This window comes from Kribbella sp. NPDC002412 (genome assembly GCF_053592935.1).
On record NZ_JBSFBL010000133.1, the window covers coordinates 1 to 2,716 of the forward strand.

The window sequence follows — 2,716 nt, forward strand, 5'->3', positions numbered from 1 at the left end:
ATCGGGTTGCCGGACAGGTTCTCCAGCAGGCCGTACAACGCCAGGATCTGCGGTCCGTCCTCAACGATCTTGTTGACGTTCGGCTCGGTGTGGAAGCGCCACCGGATACCGTCGTAGGTGAGGTGCCAGCAGACACGCTCCGCCTCGGTGAGGGCTTCGTCTAGCAGCTCTGGGTCGTCGCCGACGCGCAGCGTACCTAGGACGTACTCGCTGCGCCCGGCGCCCACTCCGGTTCGCATCTCAAGCGAATGCAGGAAAACGGTGGTGCCGGCGCGGGTGGCGAATGGAGAGCGGCCAGCGAAGCGAGTTGCATCGACAGCGCCACAGTGCGAGTCCGCGGCGAGGTCAACCTTCGCGACGCCGGAGAAGGCGGCCCGATCGATGGCGACGGTCAGGCGGTTGAGAACTTCAGGCCTGGCGAGGTTGATGTCCGCGGCGTTGATGACCTCGGGCGGAGCAGCGCTGACCCACAGATCCGCGACGACCTCCGCGAGGAGCTTGAGCGCCCCGCGGGCGCGCTGGAAGTCCGGGATGCTGCCGAGCCGCTTATCGAGAACGCGGATGACCTCGGGGTGGAACGGGTAACTGGACGCGATTAGGGCGGCGTACTGCGCGGGCGATTCCGCCCCGCCCGAGAGCTGAACGTTGTCTCGGATGCCGTCATACAGATCGCGGTACGCCTCTGCGGCCTCGGCCGCCGCCGACGGATCGATACGCACGAAGAGTCTGCGCTTGAGGATCTCCGCAATCTCGGTGTCGGTCGCGGGCTGGATGACCAGACCGGACCGGGAGAGCACGCTCGCGTTCTCTCGCTGTGTCTTCGCTGCGACGCTCGCGGCCTCGTCCAGCAGACCGCCGAGCTCGGCAGTCTCCTTCGCATACGCATCGCCCGAAGAGGCGAGGCTAATGATAACGACGACACCCCGGTCGCCCATCGCCAGCTCGAACAGGTTCTTGAGGAACACCGGGATCTGCCCCGCGGAGCGGCGCACGTCCTCGTTGCCGGACTCAGAGACCTGCCGGAGGTACTGAGCGATTTCGTCGATGATGACGACCGTGGGGCGGCCGCCGAGGGCTTTTCGCAGCGTTTCGGTGCCGGGCGCGGTGCGCTGTGCGTCGGACTCGGCAAGCGCGTCGTACGCATCGGCGCCGAGTTGAGCGCCGACCTCGCCCCACAGAGTACGGCTGGTGAACCCGTTCGTCGTCAGCCCGTTCACCGGGTCGAGTGCGTCCCCGACGACAGCGGCCACCGCGACCGGTCCCTCGGGCAGCAAGGCAGGGTCCACAAACTCGGCGATGTCGTCAGGTCGGGCACCCCTCGCAAGGTGGTACGCCGCCACGAGGCTGTGCGTCTTGCCGCCGCCGAATGAGGTCTCGGCGCGGAGGACGCCGTTCTCGCCATCCTCACCCTTGACGCCTGTGAGCCGGCCAAACGTCTTGGCGAGAAGCAGCTTCAGCCCGGTCGTCGGGTACGTGAGCGCAAAGAACTGGTCGGGGTTGGAATAGAGCTCGTAGTCGGTACTGTTGCGGACCACCCGATCAAGCTGGGCGGCGAACTGATTGTCGCTCATTCCACCGGACAGCACTTCCGGCCGCGGGTCACATGTCTCTGTAATCGCTCTCAATCTGGCCATGCCCCGTGTCTCCCGGTCCCCTCGCGGCCTAGTTTCCATCGGTCCATCGACGTCGCCCCTGGACCGCTCCGACCATACCGTGGATACGTCCGCGCCGAGCGGTCGGCGGCACACCCGACCGACGCCAGTGTCGCCAGCGCGCCGCCGCAAAGGCCGCGGACGCCTTCGAGTGAGCGGGCGGCGATCACTGGTTGAGGAGGCCATGACTCGTGGCCCAACTCCGAAACGACGCGACCGTCGGATCTGCCGTGGCGTCGACCAGCCCGTCCAGGCGGAGGAACGGCCGGGTGGGTGGTGCCCCGAACTCGACGACCAGCTCGTGCGCGATGTCGGCCGCAGTGGCGACGAGCTCACGGGGCGAGGTCGTGATGCTCAGCGGTGCGCCTGTCTCGTATGGCTCGGGGTTGGTCAATGGTCGGCTGCCAGGAATGACGCGGTAGCCGCCGAAATCGTTGCCGTTGACGATGAATGGCTCGACTAGGTACAGAGGATTCGAGCCGTTCGCGAGCCCGGTGCGGATGTTGAGGTCGCCGCTTGCGCCCGCACGTGCAGCGTGCCGGGCGAGCACGTCGAGAAAGGCTGTGGTCCAGCCGGCGACCATGTTGGCGTCGACGTACCGCGCGTCGACCTGGCTTGCTTGTATGGCATGACCGTTGGGGAACTTGTCCGGCAGCGCGATGGCCGCGAACCCGGTACCGTCGGTGTGAAGTTCGACGTGGTGGTCGGTACTCACCCCGGTGAAGGGAAACCGGTCTGTGAAGATCACCCGTCGGCGGCCGAGGAGCGCCCCGGCGTCCACCGAGAGGGTCCATGGAGTCGAGGTGAAATAGTCGCGCAACCAGGACCGGTAGCTCTCGCGGTCGGCAGGCAGATGTCCGGGCTTGGACGCGGAAACACTCACCGTCAGCCACGTGTGATCAGGTGACAATCGCTGCTGGCCGTCTTGCTCGGCACGGTGCAGCTGTTCCAGTCGGTCCTGCCCGGCGGCGAAACGTCCTCGGTATCTTGCGGCAAGTTCCGGTTCCAGCATTTGACGGGTGGTTCGATCCTCGCGGACCGGCCAGGTGAACCAGACGTCACGG

Annotated in this window: 2 protein-coding genes; both read right to left on the reverse strand. The window is 66.5% G+C overall.

Annotated elements, in window-relative coordinates; translation table 11 throughout:
* The coding region (locus ACWCOV_RS41640) for a DUF499 domain-containing protein (protein ID WP_449834902.1) at nucleotides 1–1,571 on the reverse strand (1,571 nt) is incomplete at its 3' end.
* Nucleotides 1,572–1,818: 247 nt separating this feature from the next.
* The coding region (locus ACWCOV_RS41645; protein WP_449834903.1) for a hypothetical protein at nucleotides 1,819–2,716 on the reverse strand (898 nt) is incomplete at its 5' end.